Source organism: Pseudomonas sp. Sample_14 (assembly GCF_004307515.1).
GTDB classification, from domain to species: Bacteria; Pseudomonadota; Gammaproteobacteria; order Pseudomonadales; family Pseudomonadaceae; genus Aquipseudomonas; species Aquipseudomonas atacamensis.
Genome location: NZ_RCOC01000080.1, coordinates 1 through 22,466, shown reverse-complemented (window position 1 = coordinate 22,466; position 22,466 = coordinate 1). Strand labels below are relative to the sequence as shown.

Annotated in this window: 20 protein-coding genes and 2 pseudogenes; 13 read left to right on the top strand and 9 right to left on the bottom strand. The window is 60.2% G+C overall.

Annotation, left to right across the window (positions count from 1 at the left end; genetic code table 11):
• The 10 genes and pseudogenes from D8U61_RS18855 to D8U61_RS18810 form a co-directional block, all read left to right on the top strand.
• Nucleotides 1-882, top strand: a pseudogene (locus D8U61_RS18855) (NADH-quinone oxidoreductase subunit G); the annotation flags it as partial.
• Entirely contained in the window at nucleotides 879-1,886 is a 1,008-nt protein-coding gene (nuoH, locus tag D8U61_RS18850; protein ID WP_016775282.1) for an NADH-quinone oxidoreductase subunit NuoH, read from the top strand. The pseudogene D8U61_RS18855 and the gene nuoH, both read left to right, overlap by 4 nt.
• 11 nt (nucleotides 1,887-1,897) lie before the next feature.
• A complete protein-coding gene (gene nuoI / locus D8U61_RS18845) occupies nucleotides 1,898-2,446 on the top strand; it encodes an NADH-quinone oxidoreductase subunit NuoI (protein WP_016775283.1) in 549 nt (182 codons plus the stop codon).
• Nucleotides 2,447-2,455: 9 nt separating this feature from the next.
• Nucleotides 2,456-2,956, top strand: coding sequence for an NADH-quinone oxidoreductase subunit J (gene nuoJ / locus D8U61_RS18840; protein WP_007951462.1), 501 nt, complete (start codon nucleotides 2,456-2,458; stop codon nucleotides 2,954-2,956).
• Between the two features lie 3 nt (nucleotides 2,957-2,959).
• Complete coding sequence (gene nuoK, locus D8U61_RS18835; protein ID WP_003180046.1) at nucleotides 2,960-3,268, top strand: NADH-quinone oxidoreductase subunit NuoK; 309 nt, start codon at nucleotides 2,960-2,962, stop codon at nucleotides 3,266-3,268.
• Entirely contained in the window at nucleotides 3,265-5,118 is a 1,854-nt protein-coding gene (gene nuoL / locus D8U61_RS18830; RefSeq protein ID WP_024013419.1) for an NADH-quinone oxidoreductase subunit L, read from the top strand. Before nuoK ends, nuoL begins: the two co-directional genes overlap by 4 nt.
• A gap of 39 nt (nucleotides 5,119-5,157) precedes the next feature.
• A complete protein-coding gene (gene nuoM / locus D8U61_RS18825; RefSeq protein ID WP_123442121.1) occupies nucleotides 5,158-6,690 on the top strand; it encodes an NADH-quinone oxidoreductase subunit M in 1,533 nt (510 codons plus the stop codon).
• 7 nt (nucleotides 6,691-6,697) lie between these two features.
• Nucleotides 6,698-8,161, top strand: a complete 1,464-nt coding sequence (gene nuoN / locus D8U61_RS18820; protein WP_024013420.1) for an NADH-quinone oxidoreductase subunit NuoN — start codon at nucleotides 6,698-6,700, stop codon at nucleotides 8,159-8,161.
• Nucleotides 8,162-8,514: 353 nt separating this feature from the next.
• Nucleotides 8,515-8,946, top strand: a complete 432-nt coding sequence (locus D8U61_RS27835) for a type II toxin-antitoxin system prevent-host-death family antitoxin (RefSeq protein WP_177433350.1) — start codon at nucleotides 8,515-8,517, stop codon at nucleotides 8,944-8,946.
• On the top strand, nucleotides 8,943-9,320 hold the full coding sequence (locus tag D8U61_RS18810) for a type II toxin-antitoxin system VapC family toxin (RefSeq protein ID WP_123442120.1): 378 nt from the start codon (nucleotides 8,943-8,945) through the stop codon (nucleotides 9,318-9,320). The genes D8U61_RS27835 and D8U61_RS18810 overlap by 4 nt, the downstream gene beginning before the upstream one ends.
• A 204-nt stretch (nucleotides 9,321-9,524) precedes the next feature.
• Here the strand turns inward: D8U61_RS18810 and D8U61_RS18805 are convergent, their stop codons facing one another.
• The 7 genes and pseudogenes from D8U61_RS18805 to D8U61_RS28110 form a co-directional block, all read right to left on the bottom strand.
• A complete protein-coding gene (locus D8U61_RS18805) occupies nucleotides 9,525-11,267 on the bottom strand; it encodes an ABC transporter substrate-binding protein (protein WP_016775286.1) in 1,743 nt (580 codons plus the stop codon).
• Between the two features lie 47 nt (nucleotides 11,268-11,314).
• Nucleotides 11,315-11,587: a DUF2160 domain-containing protein gene (locus D8U61_RS18800; protein WP_130927455.1), complete on the bottom strand. Its 273-nt coding sequence runs from the start codon at nucleotides 11,585-11,587 to the stop codon at nucleotides 11,315-11,317.
• A 10-nt stretch (nucleotides 11,588-11,597) separates the two neighbouring features.
• Nucleotides 11,598-12,398: a carbohydrate ABC transporter permease gene (locus D8U61_RS18795; protein ID WP_024013421.1), complete on the bottom strand. Its 801-nt coding sequence runs from the start codon at nucleotides 12,396-12,398 to the stop codon at nucleotides 11,598-11,600.
• Between the two features lie 9 nt (nucleotides 12,399-12,407).
• Nucleotides 12,408-13,274, bottom strand: a complete 867-nt coding sequence (locus D8U61_RS18790; RefSeq protein WP_007912484.1) for a sugar ABC transporter permease — start codon at nucleotides 13,272-13,274, stop codon at nucleotides 12,408-12,410.
• Entirely contained in the window at nucleotides 13,271-14,383 is a 1,113-nt protein-coding gene (locus tag D8U61_RS18785) for an ABC transporter ATP-binding protein (protein WP_016775290.1), read from the bottom strand. Before D8U61_RS18785 ends, D8U61_RS18790 begins: the two co-directional genes overlap by 4 nt.
• On the bottom strand, nucleotides 14,383-15,477 hold the full coding sequence (locus D8U61_RS18780) for an ABC transporter ATP-binding protein (RefSeq protein ID WP_016775291.1): 1,095 nt from the start codon (nucleotides 15,475-15,477) through the stop codon (nucleotides 14,383-14,385). Before D8U61_RS18780 ends, D8U61_RS18785 begins: the two co-directional genes overlap by 1 nt.
• Nucleotides 15,478-15,700: 223 nt before the next feature.
• Nucleotides 15,701-15,787, bottom strand: a pseudogene (locus D8U61_RS28110) (metal ABC transporter ATP-binding protein); the annotation flags it as partial.
• A 71-nt stretch (nucleotides 15,788-15,858) separates the two neighbouring features.
• On the opposite strand from D8U61_RS28110, the gene D8U61_RS18775 reads away from it, so the two are divergent.
• Entirely contained in the window at nucleotides 15,859-17,697 is a 1,839-nt protein-coding gene (locus tag D8U61_RS18775) for a sigma-54-dependent Fis family transcriptional regulator (protein WP_130927454.1), read from the top strand.
• 210 nt (nucleotides 17,698-17,907) lie between these two features.
• Here the strand turns inward: D8U61_RS18775 and cysS are convergent, their stop codons facing one another.
• Nucleotides 17,908-19,290: a cysteine--tRNA ligase gene (cysS, locus tag D8U61_RS18770; protein ID WP_122612129.1), complete on the bottom strand. Its 1,383-nt coding sequence runs from the start codon at nucleotides 19,288-19,290 to the stop codon at nucleotides 17,908-17,910.
• A gap of 18 nt (nucleotides 19,291-19,308) precedes the next feature.
• Nucleotides 19,309-21,006: a glutamine--tRNA ligase/YqeY domain fusion protein gene (locus D8U61_RS18765; protein ID WP_130927453.1), complete on the bottom strand. Its 1,698-nt coding sequence runs from the start codon at nucleotides 21,004-21,006 to the stop codon at nucleotides 19,309-19,311.
• A 251-nt stretch (nucleotides 21,007-21,257) separates the two neighbouring features.
• Here D8U61_RS18765 and D8U61_RS18760 point away from each other — a divergent pair, with 251 nt between their 5' ends.
• Both D8U61_RS18760 and lpxH read left to right on the top strand, forming a co-directional pair.
• A complete protein-coding gene (locus D8U61_RS18760; protein WP_076567676.1) occupies nucleotides 21,258-21,764 on the top strand; it encodes a peptidylprolyl isomerase in 507 nt (168 codons plus the stop codon).
• A partial coding sequence (gene lpxH, locus D8U61_RS18755) for a UDP-2,3-diacylglucosamine diphosphatase (RefSeq protein ID WP_130927452.1) occupies nucleotides 21,761-22,466 on the top strand: 706 nt, incomplete at its 3' end. The genes D8U61_RS18760 and lpxH, both read left to right, overlap by 4 nt.

Here is a 22,466-nt window from a genome sequence, read left to right as displayed (position 1 = left end):
GGCGACGGTACGCTGGTCAGCCAGGAAGGCCGCGCCCAGCGTTTCTTCCAGGTTTTCGATCCGCAATACCTGGATGCGAGCATTCTGGTGCACGAAGGCTGGCGCTGGCTGCACGCCCTGCGCGCGACCCTGCTGAACCAGCCGATCGACTGGACGCAACTCGACCACGTCACCGCTGCCGTTGCCTCGAGCACCGCGCAACTGGCGCGCATCGTCGATGCTGCACCGTCGGCGGCTTTCCGCATCAAGGGTCTGAAACTGGCCCGTGAGCCGCTGCGTTATTCCGGTCGCACCGCCATGCGCGCCGACATCAGCGTTCACGAACCACGCACTCCGCAAGACCAGGACACCGCGTTCGCCTTCTCCATGGAAGGTTACTCGGGCTCCGCCGAACCGCGTCAGCAGGTGCCATTCGCATGGTCGCCGGGCTGGAACTCGCCACAAGCGTGGAACAAGTTCCAGGACGAAGTCGGTGGTCATCTGCGTGCTGGCGACCCGGGCACACGCCTGATCGAAAGCACCGGTGATTCGCTGAACTGGTTCGCCGCTGCGCCGCGTGCGTTCAACCCGGCGCCGGGTACCTGGCAAGCCGTGCCGTTCTTCCACCTGTTCGGCAGCGAAGAAAACTCTTCGAAAGCCGCCCCGGTACAGGAACGCATTCCGGCACCTTACGTCGCGCTGGCGAAATCCGAAGCGGATCGCCTCGGCGTCAACGACGGTGCCCTGCTGAGCCTGAACGTGGCCGGTCAGACATTGCGTCTGCCGCTGCGCATCAATGAAGAACTGGGCGCCGGTCTGGTGGCATTGCCTGCGGGCATCGCCGGCATTCCACCGGCATTCGCCGGCGTGTCCGTCGACGGTCTGCAGGAGGCAGCGCAATGACCTGGTTCACCCCTGAAGTGATCGATGTGATCCTGACGGTCATCAAAGCCATCGTGATCCTGCTGGCCGTGGTGGTCGCAGGCGCCTTGCTCAGCTTTGTCGAACGTCGCCTGCTGGGCTGGTGGCAGGACCGTTACGGTCCGAACCGTGTTGGCCCGTTCGGCATGTTCCAGATCGCCGCCGACATGCTGAAGATGTTCTTCAAGGAAGACTGGACGCCGCCGTTTGCCGACAAGGTGATTTTCACCCTGGCGCCGGTGGTGGCAATGTCCGCCCTGCTGATCGCCTTCGCGATCATCCCGATCACCCCGACCTGGGGCGTGGCGGATCTGAACATCGGCCTGCTGTTCTTCTTCGCCATGGCCGGTCTGTCGGTCTACGCGGTGCTGTTCGCCGGCTGGTCGAGCAACAACAAGTTCGCCCTGCTCGGCAGCTTGCGTGCCTCGGCGCAGACCGTGTCCTACGAAGTGTTCATGGGCCTGGCCCTGATGGGCATCGTGGTCCAGGTCGGCTCGTTCAACATGCGCGACATCGTCGAGTACCAGGCGCAGAACCTGTGGTTCATCATTCCGCAGTTCTTCGGTTTCTGTACCTTCTTCATCGCTGGCGTCGCCGTGACTCACCGTCACCCGTTCGACCAGCCGGAAGCGGAACAGGAACTGGCCGACGGTTACCACATTGAATACGCCGGTATGAAATGGGGCATGTTCTTCGTCGGTGAATACATCGGCATCATCCTGATCTCGGCGCTGCTGGTCACCCTGTTCTTCGGTGGCTGGCACGGTCCGTTCGGCATCCTGCCGCAACTGTCCTTCGTCTGGTTCGCACTGAAGACCGCGTTCTTCATCATGCTGTTCATCCTGCTGCGCGCTTCCATCCCGCGTCCGCGTTATGACCAGGTGATGGATTTCAGCTGGAAATTCTGCCTGCCACTGACCCTGATCAATTTGCTGGTGACCGCTGCGGTTGTGTTGATGAACACGCCTGCGGTTGCGGTTCAGTGAGGATTTGACCCATGTTCAAATATATTGGCGACATCGTTAAGGGTACCGGTACCCAGTTGCGCAGCCTGGTCATGGTCTTCGGCCATGGCTTTCGCAAGCGCGACACCCTGCAATACCCCGAGGAGCAGGTCTACCTGCCGCCGCGTTACCGTGGCCGCATCGTCCTGACCCGCGACCCCGATGGCGAAGAACGCTGCGTAGCCTGCAACCTGTGCGCCGTGGCCTGCCCGGTGGGTTGCATCTCGCTGCAGAAAGCTGAAACCGAAGACGGTCGCTGGTACCCGGACTTCTTCCGGATCAACTTCTCGCGCTGCATTTTCTGCGGTCTCTGCGAGGAAGCCTGCCCGACCACCGCGATCCAGCTGACCCCGGATTTCGAGATGGCCGAGTTCAAACGTCAGGACCTGGTGTACGAGAAAGAAGATCTTTTGATCTCCGGCCCCGGCAAAAACCCTGATTACAACTTCTATCGTGTTGCAGGTATGGCAATCGCTGGCAAGCCGAAAGGCGCTGCGCAGAACGAAGCCGAACCGATCAACGTGAAGAGCTTGCTGCCTTAAGGAAGAACGATGGAATTCGCTTTCTATTTCGCATCGGGTATTGCTGTGGTGTCCACGCTGCGTGTGGTCACCAACACCAACCCTGTGCACGCCCTGCTCTACCTGATCATCTCGTTGATCGCCGTGGCCATGACCTTCTTCGCCCTTGGCGCGCCGTTCGCCGGTGTGCTGGAAGTGATCGCCTACGCCGGTGCCATCATGGTGCTGTTCGTGTTCGTGGTGATGATGCTCAACCTCGGCCCGGCCTCGGTGCAGCAGGAACGCACCTGGCTCAAGCCCGGCATCTGGGCAGGACCGGTGATTCTTGCCGCGCTGCTGCTGGCCGAACTGCTGTATGTGCTGTTCGCTCACCAGAGCGGCCAGGCCATCGGCCACACCACCGTAGACGCGAAAGCCGTGGGCATCAGCCTGTTCGGCCCGTACCTGCTGGTGGTCGAACTCGCCTCGATGCTGCTGCTCGCTGCAGCCGTCACGGCGTTCCATTTGGGCCGTAACGAGGCGAAGGAGTAAGACATGCCTGCTATCCCTCTCGAACATGGACTGGCCGTCGCCGGCATCCTGTTCTGCCTTGGTCTGGTCGGCCTGATGGTCCGCCGCAACATTTTGTTCGTGTTGATGAGTCTGGAAGTGATGATGAACGCCTCTGCCCTGGCCTTCATCGTCGCGGGCGCCCGCTGGGCGCAGCCGGATGGACAGATCATGTTCATCCTGGTGATCAGCCTTGCCGCAGCCGAGGCCAGTATTGGCCTGGCGATCCTGCTGCAACTGTATCGCCGCTTCCACACGCTCGATATCGACGCTGCCAGTGAGATGCGCGGATGAACCTACTCTTTCTGACTTTCGTATTCCCTCTGATCGGGTTCCTGTTGCTGTCGTTCTCGCGCGGCCGCTTCTCGGAAAACCTCTCGGCGCTGATCGGTGTCGGTTCGATCGGCCTGTCGGCTATCGTCACCGCTTACGTGATCTGGCAATTCAACGTCGCACCGCCGGAGGGTGGCGTGTACACCCAGGTGCTGTGGCGCTGGATGTCGGTGGAAGGTTTCCAGCCGAACTTCGCGCTGTACCTGGATGGCCTGTCGGTGACCATGCTCGGTGTGGTCGTCGGCGTCGGCTTCCTGATCCACCTGTTCGCGTCCTGGTACATGCGTGGCGAAGACGGTTACTCGCGCTTCTTCTCGTACACCAACCTGTTCATCGCCAGCATGCTGTTCCTGATCCTCGGCGATAACCTGCTGTTCATCTACTTCGGTTGGGAAGGCGTGGGCCTGTGCTCGTACCTGTTGATCGGTTTCTACTACAGCAACCGCAACAACGGTAACGCCGCACTCAAAGCGTTCATCGTCACCCGCATCGGCGACGTGTTCATGGCCATCGGCCTGTTCATCCTGTTCCAGCAACTGGGCACGCTGAACGTCCAGGAACTGCTGGTACGTGCGCCGGAGCACTTCAAGGTCGGCGACTTCTGGATCGTTCTGGCAACCCTGATGCTGCTCGGTGGTGCTGTCGGTAAATCGGCGCAGCTGCCACTGCAAACCTGGCTCGCGGATGCGATGGCCGGCCCAACCCCGGTTTCGGCACTGATCCACGCCGCGACCATGGTCACCGCCGGTGTCTACCTGATCGCCCGTACCCACGGTCTGTTTGCGCTGGCGCCGGACATCCTGCACCTCGTCGGCATCGTCGGTGGCGTGACCCTGGTACTGGCCGGTTTCGCCGCGCTGGTGCAGACCGACATCAAACGTATCCTCGCCTACTCGACCATGAGCCAGATCGGCTACATGTTCCTGGCGCTGGGCGTTGGTGCCTGGGAAGGCGCGATCTTCCACCTGATGACCCACGCCTTCTTCAAGGCCCTGCTGTTCCTTGCGTCCGGTGCGGTGATCGTTGCCTGCCACCACGAGCAGAACATCTTCAAGATGGGCGGTCTGTGGAAGAAACTGCCACTGGCCTACGCCAGCTTCATCGTCGGTGGTGCCGCGCTGGCCGCTCTGCCACTGGTTACCGCAGGCTTCTACTCCAAGGACGAAATCCTCTGGGAAGCGTTCGCCAGCGGTAATCAGGGTCTGCTTTACGCAGGTCTGGTCGGTGCGTTCATGACTTCGCTGTACACCTTCCGCCTGATCTTCATCGCGTTCCACGGTGAAGCCAAGACCGAAGCCCACGCCGGCCACGGCATTGCTCACTGGCTGCCATTGTCGGTGCTGATCGTGCTGTCGACTTTCGTCGGCGCGATGATCGTGCCACCGCTGCACGGCGTACTGCCGCAAAGCGTTGGCCATGCCGGTGGCGAAGCCAAGCACAGTCTGGAAATCGCCTCGGGCGCCATCGCCCTGGCCGGTATCCTGCTGGCAGCGCTGCTGTTCCTTGGCAAGCGTCGCTTCGTCACGGCGATCGCCAACAGCGGCATCGGCCGTTTCCTTTCGGCCTGGTGGTTCGCTGCCTGGGGCTTCGACTGGATCTACGACAAACTGTTCGTCAAGCCGTACCTTGCGATCAGCCATGTACTGCGCAAAGACCCGCTCGACCAGACCATCGGTCTGATCCCGCGTATGGCCAAGGGTGGTCACACTGCCCTGAGCCGCACCGAGACCGGTCAACTGCGTTGGTACGCCGCCTCGATGGCTGCTGGTGCCGTGCTGGTGATCGGCGCCATCGTGCTGGTAGCGGTCTGATATGAACCTTGCGAATTTGCGAAAGGAAACGAGCCCGTCATGATTCTGCCTTGGCTAATCCTGATCCCCTTCATCGGCGGCCTGCTGTGCTGGATGGGTGAGCGCTTCGGCGCTACCCTCCCGCGCTGGATTGCGCTGTTGACCATGACCCTGGAACTCGCGCTCGGCCTCTGGCTGTGGGCCCACGGTGACTATTCATTCGCACCGGCGCCGGGCGCCGATCCGACCTGGGCGCTTGAGTTCAAGCATGTCTGGATCCAGCGTTTCGGCATTAACGTGCACCTGGCCCTCGACGGCCTGTCGCTGTTGATGATCCTGCTGACCGGCCTGCTGGGTATCCTCTCGGTACTCTGCTCGTGGAAAGAGATTCAACGTCACGTTGGCTTCTTCCACCTCAACCTGATGTGGATCCTGGGCGGTGTGGTCGGCGTGTTCCTCGCCCTCGACCTGTTCATGTTCTTCTTCTTCTGGGAAATGATGCTGGTGCCGATGTACTTCCTCATCGCGCTCTGGGGTCACAGTTCTTCGGACGGCAAGAAAACCCGGATCTACGCGGCGACCAAGTTCTTCATCTTCACTCAGGCGTCCGGCCTGATCATGCTGGTGGCGATCCTCGGTCTGGTGCTGGTCAACTTCAACAACACCGGCGTGATCACCTTCAACTACGCCGACCTGTTGAAAACCAAGATGTCGATGACCACCGAGTACATTCTGATGCTCGGCTTCTTCATCGCCTTCGCGGTCAAGCTGCCCGTCGTACCGTTCCACTCCTGGCTGCCTGACGCTCACGCCCAGGCACCGACTGCCGGTTCCGTCGACCTCGCCGGTATCCTGCTGAAAACTGCGGCCTACGGTCTGCTGCGTTTCGCCCTGCCGCTGTTCCCGAACGCTTCGGCGGAGTTCGCGCCGATCGCCATGAGCCTCGGTCTGATCGGGATCTTCTACGGCGCGTTCCTCGCGTTCGCACAAACCGACATCAAGCGTCTGATTGCCTTCTCTTCCGTTTCCCACATGGGCTTCGTGTTGATCGGCATCTACTCCGGCAGCCAACTGGCGCTGCAAGGTGCAGTGATCCAGATGCTGGCGCACGGTCTGTCGGCAGCGGCGCTGTTTATCCTCAGCGGTCAGTTGTACGAGCGTCTGCACACTCGTGACATGCGTGAGATGGGCGGTCTGTGGTCGCGTATCGCTTACCTGCCGGCGATCAGCCTGTTCTTCGCTGCGGCGTCGCTGGGCTTGCCGGGCACCGGTAACTTTGTCGGCGAATTCCTGATCCTGATCGGCTCCTTCGCCAGCGCTCCATGGGTCACGGCGATTGCCACGTCCGGTCTGGTGTTCGGTTCGGTCTACTCGCTGATCATGATCCACCGTGCCTACTTCGGCCCGTCGAAATCCGACGCGGTGCTGCACGGCATGGATGCGCGCGAACTGATCATGGTGCTCGGTCTGGCGGTATTGCTGATTTACCTCGGCGTCTACCCGCAACCGTTCCTCGACACCTCTGCCGCCACCATGCATGGCGTGCAGCAGTGGCTCGGCACCGCCTTCTCTCAACTCGCTTCGGCCCGGTAAGAGCGCTATGGAATTCACGATTCAACACTTTATTGCGCTTGCGCCACTGTTGATCACCAGCCTCACCATTATCGTGGTGATGCTGGCAATCGCCTGGCGCCGCAACCACTCGCAGACCTTCCTGATTTCGGTGGCGGGTCTGAACCTGGCCCTGCTGTCGATCCTGCCTGCGTTGAAAGTCGCGCCTCTGGCCGTGACCCCATTGCTGCAAATCGATGCCTTCGCCTGCCTGTACATGGCGATGATCCTGGTCGCCACCCTCGCCTGCGTCACCCTCGCCCACGCTTATCTGGGTGATGGCGGTTCGGGCTACCCGGGCAACCGCGAAGAACTGTACCTGCTGATCCTGATGGCCGCCGCCGGTGGTCTGGTTCTGGTCAGTGCGCAGCACCTGGCCGGTTTGTTCATTGGCCTGGAACTGTTGTCGGTACCGGTCTACGGTCTGGTGGCTTACGCCTTCTTCAACAAGCGTTCGCTGGAAGCCGGCATCAAGTACATGGTGCTGTCGGCCGCCGGTTCTGCGTTCCTGCTGTTCGGTATGGCGCTGCTCTACGCCGACGCCGGTTCGCTGAGCTTCGTCGGTATCGGTCAGGCCCTGGCCGCGACCGGCCTGCCAAGCCCGCTGGCGCAACTGGGCCTGGGCATGATGCTGATCGGTCTGGCGTTCAAGCTGTCGCTGGTACCGTTTCACCTGTGGACGCCGGACGTTTACGAAGGTGCTCCGGCACCGGTGGCGGCGTTCCTCGCTACCGCTTCGAAGGTCGCAGTGTTTGCGGTGATGGTGCGTCTGTTCCAGCTCTCCCCTGCCGCCAGCAGTGGTGTGCTGAGCGACGTGCTGAGCGTGATCGCGGTCGCCTCGATCCTGTTCGGTAACCTGCTGGCCCTGACCCAGAGCAACCTCAAGCGTCTGCTCGGTTACTCGTCGATTGCGCACTTCGGCTATCTGCTGATCGCGCTGGTGGCGAGCAAGGGTCTGGCGGTGGAAGCCATCGGCGTCTATCTGGTGACTTATGTCATCACCAGCCTCGGCGCGTTCGGCGTGATCACCCTGATGTCGTCGCCGTACAACGGCCGCGACGCTGACGCGCTGTACGAGTACCGCGGCCTGTTCTGGCGCCGTCCGTACCTTACCGCCGTGCTGACCGTGATGATGCTGTCCCTGGCCGGCATCCCGCTGACCGCCGGCTTCATCGGCAAGTTCTACATCATCGCCAGCGGCGTCGAAACGCGTCAGTGGTGGCTGGTCGGCGCATTGGTACTGGGCAGCGCCATCGGCGTTTTCTACTACCTGCGCGTGATGGTCACCCTGTACCTGATCGAGCCTAACCTGCGTCGCCACGACGCCCAGCTGCACTGGGAACAGAAGGCAGGCGGCGTGATGCTGCTGGCCATCGCCCTGGTCGCATTCTTCCTGGGCGTGTACCCGCAGCCATTGCTGGTGCTGGTACAGCAGGCGGGTCTGGCGGGCTGATTGCTCGGCTGATCTGGCTGGAACGGAAACGGCACCTTCGGGTGCCGTTTTTTGTTTGTAGCAGAAGTCGATATCGCCGGCGTTTGTGCAAGCGTCATCGCGGGCAAGCCCGCTCCCACAGGTGTGTGTGTGTCGCTCATAGCATCCGGGTGCATCGCTCCTGCAGTCTCGTGTACTGCCTGGGTTCTGGATACAGCACGAAAGCGTTTTGTACGATATTTTACCGGCCCACTCGCATCCTCATACAAACTCCGAAAGCTCTCTCCTCAACCTCCGTTTCGTCCTACAGCCAACCCCGGAGAACAGTTCTAAGGTAGGTGCCCTGGAAGGTGGACATTGAATCGAGGCGGTTAATGAAACGAGATATCTTTTGTGAGTTGATGGAGGGTGTCGATGCTTTGGCTGCCCAGCGACAATGCAATGTTGCGCAACTGCACTATCAGCGCAGGTCGACGGATAGGACGCTTGGCTGCACGGAGCATTGGCGCGACTTTGCAGCGCTGAAATATTCTGGCTATATTTATCCAGAATACAGAGGTGAGCTGATGATCATCGTTCCGCTGGCTGAGGCCAAAAACAATTTATCGAAACTCGTCGATGATGCCGCTGCTGGCCAAGTCATCACGATTGCCAAGCATGGCCGGGCGATGGCTCGTCTTGTTCCGATAGGGAGATCCAGCGCGCAGCGCATTGGCGCGATGAAGGGCAAACTCGTACTGCCCCAAGATTTCGACTCACCTCTTTCCGACGAAATATTGGATGCATTTGAAGGCGCGCAGGCATGAGGCTTCTGCTTGACACGCATATTCTGCTCTGGACGCTAAGTGATGATGCCAGACTGACCACCAAAGCCAGAAAAATCATTGAAAATGCAGCCGATATCTACGTGAGCGCGGCAACATTCTGGGAAATGGCGATCAAGGTCGGACTTGGAAAGCTGAATGTCGACATAGAAGAAATCCGTCAATATTGCATTGATAGCGGGTTTATCGAATTGCCAGTGAGCGCAGAACACGCGATTGCGGTGAAAGATCTTGAACACCATCACCGGGATCCGTTTGACCGCATTATTGTGGCCACAGCAATGACCGAGCCGATGAAGGTGCTCACGGCTGATCCTTTGGTGGCTCAGTACACCGATCTGGCCGTTCTGGTCTGACCCGGCGGTGGCAAGTCAGTCGACATCATTGTGTTTCACACATCGCTTTCGCGAGCAGGCTCGCTCCCACAATGGATAGGTCTGCTCAAAACATCCGATGACACCTTAGGTCCTGTGAGAGCGAGCCTGCTCGCGAAAGCGGCAGATCAGGCAGCAAAAAAAAACGGCACCTTCCGGTGCCGTTCGCTTCTCACATTTCCAACATCATTTGCGCGCATCCGCCCAGGATTTCAGCAGTTCGCTATAGCTCACGGTTTCGCCCTTCGGCTTCTCGTTGGCCAGTTTCGGTTTCGGTGCGCCCGGCTGATCAAACCAGTATTGCGCATCGCGTTCCGGGTTCATTTTCGGTGCGCAAGTGGCTTGGGCCTTGGAGCGTTCGAGGCGTTCCATGATGCGGTCCTGATCCTTGGCCAGGCCATCGAGCGCTTGTTGCGGTGTTTTCTCGCCGCTGGCGGCTTCGGCGATATGGCTCCACCACAGCTGAGCGAGACGCGGGTAGTCCGGCACGTTGGTACCGGTCGGCGACCATTGCACGCGGGCCGGGCTGCGATAGAACTCGACCAGACCACCGAGTTTCGGCGCCAGATCGGTCATGGCCTGCGAGTTGATGTCCGACTCGCGAATAGGTGTCAGACCGACGATGGTTTTCTTCAGCGAAACAGTTTTCGACGTGACGAACTGCGCGTACAGCCACGCCGCGAGTTTCTGTTTCTCAGGCGTGGATTTCATGAACGTCCACGACCCCACATCCTGATAGCCAAGCTTCATGCCCTCTTCCCAATACGGGCCTTTAGGCGACGGCGCCATGCGCCATTTCGGCGTGCCGTCGGCGTTGACCACCGGCAGGCCGGGTTTGGTCATGTCGGCGGTGAACGCGGTGTACCAAAAGATCTGCTGGGCGATGTTGCCCTGCGATGGCACCGGGCCGGACTCGGAGAAAGTCATGCCGGCCGCTTCAGGTGGCGCATATTTCTTCAGCCAGTCGACGTATTTGGTGGTAGCAAACACCGCCGCCGGGCCGTTGGTGTCGCCGCCACGGGTCACGCTGGAGCCGACCGGGTGGCAGTCCTCGACGCGGATGCCCCACTCGTCCACCGGCAAGCCGTTGGGCAGTCCCTTGTCGCCGCCGCCGGCCATGGAGAACCAGGCGTCGGTGAAACGCCAGCCCAGCGACGGGTCTTTTTTGCCGTAATCCATGTGGCCGTAGACGCGTTTGCCGTCGATTTCCTTGACGTCTTCGCTGAAGAATTTGGCGATGTCTTCATAGGCCGACCAGTTCACTGGCACGCCCAACTCGTAACCGTACTTCTCCTTGAACTTGGCTTTCAGATCGGCGCGCTCGAACCAGTCGGCACGGAACCAGTACAGGTTGGCGAATTGCTGGTCGGGCAGCTGATAGATCTTGCCGTCGGGCGCGGTGGTGAAGGAGATGCCGATGAAGTCCTTGATGTCGAGGGTCGGCGAAGTGAAGTTCTTGCCCTCGTTGGCCATCAGGTCGGTGATCGATTCGGTCTTGCCGTAGCGAAAGTGCGTGCCGATCAGGTCGGAGTCGTTGACCCAGCCGTCATAGATGTTCTTGTCCGACTGCATCACCGTCTGCATTTTCTCGACCACGTCGCCTTCCTGCAGCAGGTCGTGGGTAAGTTTGATCCCGGTGATTTCGCTGAAGGCCTTGGCCAGCACCTTGGACTCGTATTCGTGGGTGGTCAGGGTTTCCGAAACCACCTTGATGTCCATGCCGCGAAACGGCTCGGCGGCCTTGATGAACCACTTCAATTCTTCGAGCTGCTGTTCGGCCGTCAGGGTCGAGGGCTTGAACTCGCTGCCGATCCATTTTTTTGCAGCATCTTCGTAGGCGTCGGCCCAGGCAGATGCGCTCAGACCGCTGAGTGCCAGCATGGCTGCCAATGAAATGCTATGTCGCAGCTTATTGTTTTTATCGAACATAGAGACCTCCTGTTTAAGTTGTGGAGCCGCGTTGCCGAACGATTCGACTAGCCCCAACGCATCACAGCCAACAGCCACACCAGGGACAACGCGGACGCTACCCAGATGCTCCAGTCGGTGACGCCGATTACCAGCAAATGCAGGTAGGCGCTGCCGAGAAGACCGATAAACAAGCGATCGCCACGGGTGGTGGCAATCGGCAGAAACCCGCGCCGCAGAATGCTCGGCGCGCGCAATTCCCAGGTGGTCATGCCCACCAGAATAAGACCGATGCCGATGAAGAACGCGGCGGTCGGTGTCGTCCAGCTCATCCATTCCATCATCAGCTCCTCAGACTCGACCGAGGGCAAAGCCCTTGGCCACGTGGTTGCGTACAAACCAGATCACCAGCATGCCCGGCAGGATGGTCAACACCCCCGCCGCTGCCAGCACGCCCCAATCGATCCCCGACGCCGACACCGTGCGCGTCATCACCGCCGCAATCGGCTTGGCGTTGACCGAGGTCAGCGTGCGCGCCAGCAGCAGTTCGACCCAGGAAAACATGAAGCAGAAAAACGCCGTGACGCCGATGCCGGAGCCGATTAACGGGATGAAAATCTTCACGAAGAACTTGGGGAAACTGTAGCCGTCGATGTAGGCCGTTTCGTCGATCTCCTTGGGCACGCCGGACATGAAACCTTCGAGAATCCACACCGCCAGCGGCACGTTGAACAGGCAGTGCGCCAAAGCCACGGCGATATGCGTGTCGAAAAGGCCGATCGACGAATACAACTGGAAGAACGGCAGCAAGAACACCGCCGGCGGCGCCATGCGATTGGTCAGCAGCCAGAAGAACAGATGCTTGTCGCCGAGGAAACGATAGCGTGAAAACGCGTAAGCCGCCGGTAACGCCACGCTCAGGGAAATCACGGTGTTGAGGCTGACGTAATACAGCGAGTTCAAGTAGCCGGTGTACCAGCTCGGATCAGTGAAGATCACCTTGTAGTTCGCCAGCGTGAAATCCTGTGGGAAAAGCGTCAGGCCGCCGAGGATTTCGGTGTTGCTCTTGAACGACATGTTCAGCAGCCAGTAGATCGGCACCAGCAGGAACAGGATGTACACCAGCAATGGAATAAGCTTTTTCTTGCTCATGGCCGGGCCTCAGCGGTTGGCGTCGGAGTGCGTCATGGCGGTATAGAACAGCCAGGACACCAACAGGATGATCAGGAAGTACACCAGCGAAAACGCCGCTGCCGGACCGAGGTCGAATTGCCCTACAGCCATCTGCGTCAACGTCTGACTGAGGAAGGTCGTGGCATTGCCCGGCCCGCCGCCGGTGAGCACGAACGGCTCGGTGTAGATCATGAAACTGTCCATGAAGCGCAGCATTACCGCGATCAGCAACACGCTTTTCAACTTGGGCAATTGAATGTGGCGGAACACCGCCCAGGCCGAGGCGCGATCAATGCGCGCGGCCTGGTAATAGACGTCGGGAATCGCCCGCAGGCCGGAGAAACACAGCAGCGCGACCAGCGAAGTCCAGTGCCAGACGTCCATCACCAGCACTGTCACCCAGGCGTCCATGGTGTTGGCCGCGTAGTTGTAGCTGATGCCCATCGCGTTGAGGCTGGAACCGAGCAGGCCGATGTCGGCGCGGCCGAAGATCTGCCAGATGGTGCCGACCACGTTCCACGGAATCAGCAGCGGTATCGCCAGAATGATCAGCACCACCGAGGACCAGCGGCCCTTGGTCGGCATGGTCAACGCGACGGCGATGCCCAGCGGGATTTCGATCAGCAGCACGCAGGCCGAATAGATGAACTGGCGCAGCAGTGAGTCGTGCAGACGCGGATCAAGCAACACTTGTTTGTACCAATCGGCACCGACGAAGTAGCGGCTGGACTGGTCGAAGATGTCCTGCACCGAATAGTTGACCACGGTCATCATCGGGATCACCGCACTGAACGCCACCAGCAGGAACACCGGCAACACCAGCCACCAGGCCTTGTTGTTCTGCACTTTGTTCATGGCTGCGCCTCCTCGTCGCTGACTTCCAGGAGAAACTCATCGGCATAGACCATCAGCCATTGCGCCGGAAAACTGATGTAAGCCGTGCCCTGAGGCACCGGTTTGTCTTCAGCCAGGCGCACCTTCAACGGCGCGCCGTCGAGGTTGAGAGTCATGATCTTGTAGGTGCCGAGGTCTTCGACATGTACGACTTTTGCCTGCATCGCATCGTCAAACGGCTCGTCCCACACATGAATGAATTCGGGGCGGATGCCGACCTTGAGATTTTTCCACTGGCCGTGTTCGATATGGCGCTGCAAGGCGTCGGATAACGGCAGGTGCGTCGAGGCGAAACCGACGCCACCGGGCTGCGGCTGCACCTCGATCAGATTCATCCCCGGGCTGCCGATGAAATAGCCGACAAAGGTGTGGCTCGGCCGCTCGAACAATTCCCGTGGCGTGCCGAACTGGACGATCTGGCCGCCGTACATCACCGCAATCTTGTCGGCGAAGGTCGAGGCTTCCAGTTGGTCGTGGGTGACGTAGACCATGGTGATGTTGAACTGCTCGTGGATCTGCTTGAGCTTGCGCCGCAGCTTCCACTTCAGGTGCGGGTCGATCACCGTCAGCGGCTCATCGAAGAGGATTGCCGAGACGTCGTCGCGCACCAGGCCACGACCCATGGAGACTTTCTGCTTTTCGTCGGCGGTGAGATTGCGCGCCTTCTTGCTCAGCAGATTCTGCAGGTCGAGCACTTCGGCAATTTCCTGCACCTTGCTGTGCACTTTCGCCTCGGCCATGCCCTGATTTCGCAGCGGGAAAGCCAGGTTGTCGAACACGGTCATGGTGTCGTAGACCACCGGAAACTGGAAAACCTGGGCGATGTTGCGCTTCTCCGGGGTCAGGTCGTTGACCGCTTTGCCGTCGAACAACACATGGCCCTGGGACGGGCTGAGCAGGCCGGAAATGATGTTGAGCAAGGTCGACTTGCCGCAACCGGACGGGCCGAGCAAGGCGTAGGCGCCGCCCTGCTCCCAGACGTGATCCATCTCGCGGATCGCGTAGTCCTCAGCGCCACTGGGGGTTTTGCTGTAGCTGTGGGCGAGGTGCTGCAAACGGATTTCGGCCATCAGGCAACCCTCGCGACACGCCGGCCCGGTGCTTGCACCAGACGGCCCTGCGCATCGAAAACGAACAGTTTGTGGGTCGGGATATAGATGCGGATCGGCGCATCGACGTCGTATTCGTGAACCCCGGGCAAGTGCAGCACCAGCAGGAAATGCTCGTTGCGCACATGCAGGAAGGTTTCCGAACCGCTGATTTCGGCGACCTCGACGGTCACGGCCAGTTCGAGGTCGTCATCGTTGCTCGGCACCAGCGAGATATGGCTGGGGCGCACGCCGAAGCGGAACTCGCCCTCGCCTACCGGGCGCAGATCGACGTTCAGCGGGAAGTGGACGAAATTGGCGAAGCTGACTTCGTTGCCGGCGATGCGTCCCGGCATCAGGTTTATCGGCGGCTCGGAGAACAGTTCAGCAGCGAGCACCGACTGCGGTTGGTGGTAGACCTCGGTCGACGGCCCGCTCTGGATCACCCGGCCTTCGTGCAGGATGGTGGTGGTGCCGCCGAGGGCCAGCGCTTCGTTGGGTTCGGTGGTGGCGTAGATGGCGATGGTGTGGCGGGCCTTGAACAGCTCGCGCATTTCCTGACGCAGCTCTTCGCGCAGCTTGTAGTCGAGGTTGACCAGCGGCTCGTCGAAGAGGATCAGCTCAGCATCCTTGACCAGCGCGCGGGCCATGGCCGTGCGCTGTTGCTGCCCACCGGAGAGCTCCAGCGGATAGCGCTGCAAGAACTTCTCGATGCGCAGCATGCGTGCGGTTTCCTGCACCTTGCTGTGGATGATCTCTTTCGAGATGCCGGCCTGACGCAGTGGCGAGGCGATGTTCTCGAACACGGTCATGGTCGGGTAATTGATGAACTGCTGATAGACCATCGACACGTTGCGCAGCCGCACCGGGCGCTGGGTGACGTCGACGCCGTTCATCAGCACGCGGCCGCTGTCGGGCTTGTCGAGGCCGGCCATCAGACGCATGAGGCTGGTCTTGCCGGACAAGGTACGCCCGAGCAGAACGTTGAAGGATCCGGGTTCGAATTTCAGGCACGCATCGTCGATCCAGATCTGGCCCTCGACGGTACGGCTGACGTGCTCCAGGGTGAGTGACATGGCTCGGCCTTTGTTATTTTTGGAGTCAAGCGACCGGAGCAACAGAGCGACATTCGTGCCAGAAATGGCAAGTGCTTGATTTGTCTTGAGAAGCAGTGTTTACGGGGGCAAGCGGCGTTCACAGCTGAACACTTTTGAACAGTCGGGGTGATTGACATTGAACAATAGTGAACAACACTCTATGCACGCTTTTGCCCAATCCTCAATGCAAATGGATCCCCTGTGGGAGCGAGCCTGCTCGCGAAAGCGGTGTGTCATTCAATGAATCCATTGACTGAACCGACGCTTTCGCGAGCAGGCTCGCTCCCACAGGGGGTTTGTGGAGTTTTGAAGATCGGGTTCATAACAATAATAAAATCGCTGCACTCAGAGGCTCGCCCCATGGCCGCACCTGCTTCGCCGCTGTCCCACGACGCGATCGTCCAGACCTCCTGGCAACGTTGCCGCGCGTTCGGCCTCGACCACCAAAGCGCCCCGGCCTTCGATCAATTGCCCGCCGCCGGCATTGCGCGGTTGCTCGACAGCCATCATTCGCTGGTGCAGACAACGCATCAGGAAGTCCTGCCCTACTACGAAAACATCCTCAGCAACTCCAACTGCCTGATCATGCTCGCCGACAATCAGGGCCAAGTGCTGACCTCGTGGGGCACACAGCGCTTTATCGAGCCGAATCTGGCCCGGGGCTTTCAGGCCGGGGCGAGCTGGATGGAGCGCAGCAGCGGCACCAATGCGATCGGCACCGCACTGGCCTGTGAGCAGGCGGTGCACATCGAACACGACGAACACTTTCTCAAGGCCAACCGCTTCATGACCGGCTCCGCCGCGCCGATTTTCGACGCCGAGCGCAAGGTCATCGCCGTGCTCGATGTCTCCAGCGACAGCTACCTGCCGCCCTCGCACACCCTGGGCATGGTCAAGATGATGAGCCAGACCGTGGAGAACCGGCTGATCCTCAACCTGTTCCATGGCCAGCATTTTCAACTGACCTTCAACACCGGGTTGAACAACCTCGACAGCCAGTGGGCCGGGTTGTTGATTTTCGATGAGAGCGGACAGGTGCTGTCGGCCAATCGCCGCGCCGACAATTTGCTCGGTGTGCGTTTGTCCCGCGTCAGCGTTGAAAGCCTGTTCAAGGTGTCGCTGCTGGAGTTGATCAATCAGCCCGAGGGTCTGCCGTTTGCCTTGCAGACCTCTGGACGCAACCGTTTCCAGTGCTTGCTGAAACGGCCGAAACAGGCTCCGGTGCAGGCGCGGGTGTTTGCCGCCGAGGACAAGCCTGCGCCAGCCAGTGCGATAAGCCTCAATACCCTGCATTTCGGCGACAGTCGCGTGGAAAAAGCCGTGCGCCAGGCTGAGCGCTTGCTGGAGAAGGACATTCCATTACTGATTCACGGTGAGACCGGCGTTGGCAAGGAAGTCTTCGTCAAAGCCTTGCACCAGGCCAGCTCGCGGAGCAAACAGGCATTCATCGCGGTGAATTGCGCAGCGATCCCCGCTGAACTGGTCGAGTCCGAGTTGTTCGGTTACGAGAAAGGCGCGTTCACCGGGGCCAACCAGAAAGGCAGCATCGGCCTGATCCGCAAGGCCGACAAAGGCACGCTGTTTCTCGACGAGATCGGTGACATGCCGCTGCCAACTCAGGCGCGTTTGTTGCGCGTGTTGCAGGAGCGCTGCGTGCAGCCGGTGGGCAGCAGCGAGTTGTTTCCGGTGGACTTGCGGATCATTTCCGCGACCAACCGATCATTGCGCGAACAGGTGCAACTGGGCCGCTTCCGCGAGGATTTGTACTACCGCATCGGCGGCCTGACTCTGGAGCTGCCGCCGTTACGCGAGCGCAGTGACAAGCAGGCGCTGTTCAAACGGCTGTGGGAGCAACATCGCGAGCCGACGCAATGGGCGGGGCTGAGCCCGGAGGTGTTGGAGCTGTTTGAAAAGCATCCGTGGCCGGGGAATGTGCGTCAGGTCAGCAGCGTGATGCAGGTAGCGCTGGCCATGGCCGAGGAACAACCGGTGCGGCCTGAGCATTTGCCGGATGATTTTTTTGTCGACCTGGAGATGGAGCCGGTGGAAACAGCGGCGCCGCTGGGGCTGGATCTCAACGATGTGGAGGCGTTGAACAGGGAGTTGAAGGCGGCTGGAGGGAATATCTCGCACCTGGCACGGCGTTTGGGGGTTAGTCGGAATACTCTCTATAAGCGATTGCGGCAGATTGGCAACTGAGTACACCCCTTCCCCTCACCCCAGCCCTCTCCCCGAGGAGAGGGAGCCGATTGGGGGATATTCGAGAGATACGCCGACCTGACCTTGCTTCATCGAATCCATAATCGACTCGATCGTTCAGGTCGGCGTATAGCAAAAGACACCTCGGTCAGTCCCCTCTCCCTCCGGGAGAGGGCTAGGGTGAGGGGCTTTTGACTTTTGGCTTTTGAGTCAGTCAGCCAGACGCCAGGTAGTCCCACCCTTGCCATCTTCCAGCACGACACCCATCGCCGTCAGCTGATCACGAATCCGGTCCGACTCGGCCCAGTCTTTCGCCGCCCGAGCTGCCAGGCGCGCCGCAATCAGTGCATCGACTTCAGCCGCATCGACCCGCCCTTCAGCGCCGGCCTGCAGGAAGTCATCCGCTTCCAACTGCAACACACCCAGCACGCTCGCCAGTTCTTTCAGACGTGCCGCCAGCCCCGCCGCTGCATCGAGATCGCTCTCACGCAGACGGTTGATCTCACGGACCATCTCGAACAGCACGGCGCAGGCTTCAGGGGTGCCGAAGTCATCGTTCATCACCGTGGTGAAACGCTCGACAAACGCTTCGCCGCCCGCCGGCGCCACGCTCGGCAGGCCTTTCAGCGCATGGTAGAAACGCTCCAGTGCGCCCTTGGCGTCCTTGAGGTTATCTTCCGAATAGTTGATCGCGCTGCGGTAGTGGCTCGATACCAGCAGGTAACGCACGACTTCCGGGTGGTACTTGTCGAGCACGTCGCGGATGGTGAAGAAGTTATTCAAGGACTTGGACATCTTCTCGCCATTGATGCGAATCATGCCGCAATGCATCCACGCGTTGGCGTAGGTCTTGCCGGTGGCCGCTTCGCTCTGGGCGATTTCGTTTTCGTGGTGCGGGAACTCCAGGTCGCTGCCGCCGCCATGAATATCGAAAGTCTCGCCGAGGCAGCAGGTCGACATCACCGAGCACTCGATGTGCCAGCCCGGACGCCCGGCGCCCCATGGCGATTCCCAGCTCGGCTCGCCCGGCTTGGCAGCTTTCCACAGGACGAAGTCGAGCGGGTCTTGTTTCGACTCGTCGACTTCGATGCGCGCGCCAATGCGCAAATCTTCGATCTTCTTGCGCGACAGCTTGCCGTAGCCCATGAACTTGGCGACGCGGTAGTACACGTCGCCATTGCCCGGCGCATAGGCGTAGCCCTTGTCGATCAGGGTCTGGATCATTGCGTGCATGCCGGCGATATGATCGGTGGCGCGCGGTTCCATGTCCGGCTTCTGGATGTTCAGGCGCGCTTCGTCTTCGTGCATCGCGGCGATCATGCGCTCGGTCAGCGCTTCGAACGACTCACCGTTCTCGCGGGCACGATTGATGATCTTGTCGTCGATGTCGGTGATGTTGCGCACGTAGGTCAGGTCATAACCGCTGAAGCGCAGCCAGCGCGTCACCAGGTCAAACGCGACCATGCTGCGGCCGTGGCCGAGGTGGCAGTAGTCGTACACGGTCATCCCGCAGACGTACATGCGCACCTTGTTGCCATCCAGCGGCTTGAAGACTTCTTTGCTCTTGCTGAGCGTGTTGTAGATCGTTAGCACGTTAGTTCCTTGACTCACTCACTGGCCCCACGAATCACGCAGGGTCACGGTACGGTTGAATACCGGCTGACCGGGTTTCGAGTCCTTCAGGTCTGCGACGAAGTAGCCTTCGCGCTCGAACTGGAAACGGTCTTCCGGCTGTGCGTTGCCGAGCGATGGCTCAGCGCGACAACCGGTCAGCACTTGCAGCGAGTCAGGGTTGATGTTGTCGAGGAAGCTGGCGCTGTCTTCGGCTTTTTCCGGGTTCGGCGAACGGAACAGGCGATCGTACAGACGCACTTCGCACTCGACGCTGGCGGCGGCCGGCACCCAGTGGATCACGCCTTTGACCTTGCGCCCTTCCGGGTTCTTGCCGAGGGTGTCCGGGTCGTACGAGCAACGCAGTTCGACGATGTTGCCGTCGGCGTCCTTGATCGCTTCGTCGGCGCGGATCACGTAGCTGCCGCGCAGACGCACTTCACCGGCCGGTTCCAGGCGCTTGTAGCCCTTCGGCGGCTCTTCCATGAAGTCTTCACGATCGATGTAGATTTCCCGGGCAAACGGCAGCGCGCGCAAGCCCATGTCTTCTTTCGGGTGGCGTGGCAGTTCGAGGTTTTCGACCTGGCCTTCCGGGTAGTTGGTGATGACCACTTTCAGCGGACGCAGCACGCACATGGCGCGCGGGGCGCTGTGGTCGAGGTCGTCACGGATGCTGAATTCGAGCATGCCGAAATCGACCACGCCGTCGGAACGGTTGGTGCCGATCATTTCGCAGAAGTTGCGGATCGATTTCGGCGTGTAGCCACGGCGGCGGAAGCCCGACAGCGTGGACATCCGCGGATCGTCCCAGCCGTTGACGTGCTTCTCGTCAACCAGTTGCTTGAGCTTGCGCTTGCTGGTGATCGTGTAATTCAGGTTCAGGCGGCTGAACTCGTACTGGCGCGGGTTCGCCGGCACCGGCAGGTTCTCCAGGAACCATTCGTACAGCGGGCGATGGCTTTCGAACTCGAGGGTGCAGATCGAATGGGTGATGCCTTCGATGGCGTCCGACTGCCCATGGGTGAAGTCGTAGTTCGGATAGATGCACCACTTGTCGCCGGTCTGGTGGTGATGCGCGTGGCGGATGCGATACATGATCGGGTCGCGCAGGTTCATGTTCGGCGAGGCCATGTCGATCTTCGCCCGCAGCACGCGCGCGCCGTCGGGGAATTCACCGGCCTTCATGCGCGCGAACAGGTCGAGGTTTTCCTCAACCGAACGGTCACGGAACGGACTGTTCTTGCCCGGCTCGGTCAGGCTGCCACGGTATTCCTTGGCCTGCTCCGGGGTCAGGTCGTCGACGTAGGCCTTGCCGGCCTTGATCAGCTCGACGGCCCAGTCGTGCAACTGGTCGAAATACTGCGAGGCGTAGCGCACTTCACCGGACCATTCGAAGCCCAGCCATTTGACGTCGCTTTCGATGGCGTCGATGTATTCCTGGTCTTCCTTGGCCGGGTTGGTGTCGTCGAAACGCAGGTGCGTGACGCCACCGAACTCCTGGGCCAGGCCGAAGTTGACGCAGATCGACTTGGCGTGGCCGATGTGCAGGTAGCCGTTGGGCTCCGGCGGGAAGCGAGTCACGATCTGGGTGTGCTTGCCCGAGTCCAGGTCTGCCTGGATGATCGGCCGCAGGAAGTTGACCGGCACGGCAGGGCCGGACTTGGCATTCGAGGTAGGGTCGACAGTGGGCTTGCTCATAGGATCCTTGACGTACAGGTGCGCGGCCGCAAAGAGGGGCCAGACAAAACAAAGCCGCTATCATAGCCGATGCTGTCAAGGGCCTGACAGAGCAGCTCTTATAAAGGCACGCATTTAATCGCCGGGAAATGAAAAACCGCCTCGAAATTCGCGCCTGTCACGCTAAACTGCGCACCTTGGCCGAAGCAGGCTGAACCGGTTGTGGGGCTCAATGTCCCAGAACCACGAATTCCCTTTGAAGAGTAATGACCATGACTCAAGTCAAACTGACCACCAACCATGGCGACATCGTCATCGAACTGAACGCTGAAAAGGCGCCGATCACCGTTGCCAACTTCATCGAGTACGTCAACGCCGGTCACTACACCAACACCGTATTCCACCGCGTCATCGGTAACTTCATGATCCAGGGCGGCGGTTTCGAGCCAGGCATGAAAGAGAAGAAAGACAAGCGTCCAAGCATCCAGAACGAAGCGGACAACGGTCTCTCCAACGACAAATACACCGTCGCCATGGCCCGCACCATGGAGCCGCATTCGGCATCGGCGCAGTTCTTCATCAACGTCGCCGACAACACCTTCCTCAACCACAGCGGCAAGAACGTCCAGGGCTGGGGCTACGCGGTATTCGGTAAAGTGACCGCCGGCACCGACGTTGTCGACAAGATCAAAGGCGTGTCGACCACTTCCAAGGCCGGCCACCAGGACGTACCAGCAGACGACGTGATCATCGAGAAAGCCGAGATCATCGCAGCGTGATATTGCTGATTTCAGACTTGCATCTGGAAGAGGAGCGCCCGGACATTACCCGGGCGTTTCTGGATTTGCTCGCCGGACGCGCCCGCTCGGCGAGTGCGTTGTACATCCTCGGCGACTTCTTCGAGGCATGGATCGGCGACGACGCCATGACGCCCTTTCAGCGTTCCATCTGCCAGGCCCTGCGCGATTTGAGCGACAGCGGCACGGCCATATTCCTGATGCACGGCAATCGCGATTTCATGCTTGGCAAGGCCTTCTGCAAACAGGCCGGCTGCACCTTGCTGAAGGATCCGAGTGTCGTGCAGTTCTACGGCGAACCGGTGCTGCTGATGCACGGCGACAGCCTGTGCACCCGCGACGTTGGCTACATGAAGCTGCGCCGCTACCTGCGCAACCCGATTACCCTGTTCATCCTCCGCCATCTGCCGCTGAGCAGCCGCCACAAACTGGCGCGCAAGCTACGCAGCGAAAGCCGTGCACAGACGCGGATGAAAGCCAATGACATTGTCGATGTCACTCCGGAAGAGATTCCGCGAGTGATGCAGGCATTCGGCGTGAAGACTCTGATCCACGGCCACACCCACCGCCCGGCAATTCACAAGTTGCAGCTTGGTGAGCAGGCGGCGAAGCGGATTGTGCTGGGGGATTGGGATCGTCAGGGTTGGGCGTTGCAGGTGGATGAGAGCGGGTATGCCTTGGCAC

What these genes read in the sequence shown, in the direction of transcription:
- nuoH (WP_016775282.1), top strand. Translation starts at nt 879, where the DNA reads ATGACCTGGTTCACCCCTGAAGTGATCGATGTGATCCTGACGGTCATC.
- nuoI (WP_016775283.1), top strand. Translation starts at nt 1,898, where the DNA reads ATGTTCAAATATATTGGCGACATCGTTAAGGGTACCGGTACCCAGTTG.
- nuoJ (WP_007951462.1), top strand. Translation starts at nt 2,456, where the DNA reads ATGGAATTCGCTTTCTATTTCGCATCGGGTATTGCTGTGGTGTCCACG.
- nuoK (WP_003180046.1), top strand. Translation starts at nt 2,960, where the DNA reads ATGCCTGCTATCCCTCTCGAACATGGACTGGCCGTCGCCGGCATCCTG.
- nuoL (WP_024013419.1), top strand. Translation starts at nt 3,265, where the DNA reads ATGAACCTACTCTTTCTGACTTTCGTATTCCCTCTGATCGGGTTCCTG.
- nuoM (WP_123442121.1), top strand. Translation starts at nt 5,158, where the DNA reads ATGATTCTGCCTTGGCTAATCCTGATCCCCTTCATCGGCGGCCTGCTG.
- nuoN (WP_024013420.1), top strand. Translation starts at nt 6,698, where the DNA reads ATGGAATTCACGATTCAACACTTTATTGCGCTTGCGCCACTGTTGATC.
- D8U61_RS27835 (WP_177433350.1), top strand. Translation starts at nt 8,515, where the DNA reads ATGAAACGAGATATCTTTTGTGAGTTGATGGAGGGTGTCGATGCTTTG.
- D8U61_RS18810 (WP_123442120.1), top strand. Translation starts at nt 8,943, where the DNA reads ATGAGGCTTCTGCTTGACACGCATATTCTGCTCTGGACGCTAAGTGAT.
- D8U61_RS18805 (WP_016775286.1), bottom strand. Translation starts at nt 11,267, where the DNA reads ATGTTCGATAAAAACAATAAGCTGCGACATAGCATTTCATTGGCAGCC.
- D8U61_RS18800 (WP_130927455.1), bottom strand. Translation starts at nt 11,587, where the DNA reads ATGGAATGGATGAGCTGGACGACACCGACCGCCGCGTTCTTCATCGGC.
- D8U61_RS18795 (WP_024013421.1), bottom strand. Translation starts at nt 12,398, where the DNA reads ATGAGCAAGAAAAAGCTTATTCCATTGCTGGTGTACATCCTGTTCCTG.
- D8U61_RS18790 (WP_007912484.1), bottom strand. Translation starts at nt 13,274, where the DNA reads ATGAACAAAGTGCAGAACAACAAGGCCTGGTGGCTGGTGTTGCCGGTG.
- D8U61_RS18785 (WP_016775290.1), bottom strand. Translation starts at nt 14,383, where the DNA reads ATGGCCGAAATCCGTTTGCAGCACCTCGCCCACAGCTACAGCAAAACC.
- D8U61_RS18780 (WP_016775291.1), bottom strand. Translation starts at nt 15,477, where the DNA reads ATGTCACTCACCCTGGAGCACGTCAGCCGTACCGTCGAGGGCCAGATC.
- D8U61_RS18775 (WP_130927454.1), top strand. Translation starts at nt 15,859, where the DNA reads ATGGCCGCACCTGCTTCGCCGCTGTCCCACGACGCGATCGTCCAGACC.
- D8U61_RS18765 (WP_130927453.1), bottom strand. Translation starts at nt 21,006, where the DNA reads ATGAGCAAGCCCACTGTCGACCCTACCTCGAATGCCAAGTCCGGCCCT.
- D8U61_RS18760 (WP_076567676.1), top strand. Translation starts at nt 21,258, where the DNA reads ATGACTCAAGTCAAACTGACCACCAACCATGGCGACATCGTCATCGAA.